The 409-nt window shown below is 58.2% G+C and carries 1 protein-coding gene; it reads left to right on the top strand.

Features of this window, described 5'->3' with window-relative positions; translation table 11 throughout:
- Positions 1–147: 147 nt before the first annotated feature.
- On the top strand, positions 148–409 hold a 262-nt coding region (locus ACYVTD_RS17320), incomplete at its 3' end, for a hypothetical protein (RefSeq protein WP_461248873.1).

Here is a 409-nt window from a genome sequence, read left to right as displayed (position 1 = left end):
TTGGGAGCATTCCGTTGGCGACGCCTTCGTTATACTGGCGGTTTTTCTTCTCCATGTGGTTATAAGGGGTGTCCCAGAGGGGGAGGGGGGGGGGGCCCCAGCTGCGTTTTAGGAAAAGGACGCCCCGCCCCCGGTGGGGAAAACGAAGTGGGGGAAAAAAAAAAATCCCATTCCAACAGGAAAAAAAAATTACCCCCCCCCACCGGGACCGACGGGAACAACCCAAAAAAAAAAGGGAAAAACCCCCCGAAACCCCCCGAAAAGGAAAACCCCGCGGGCAAAAAAGAGGCTGTCCCCGCCGCCGCGAAAGAGACAGGGAAAAAAACGCCCGTGAAACAGCAGACCGCTCCCCCCCCCCCCGCCGCTACTCCTGAAAGTACGCCGGAAAAATCGGACGGTGCCGGCACTG

This window comes from Treponema sp. R6D11, from assembly GCF_054786075.1.
This window is presented reverse-complemented; position numbering and strand designations above follow the sequence as displayed.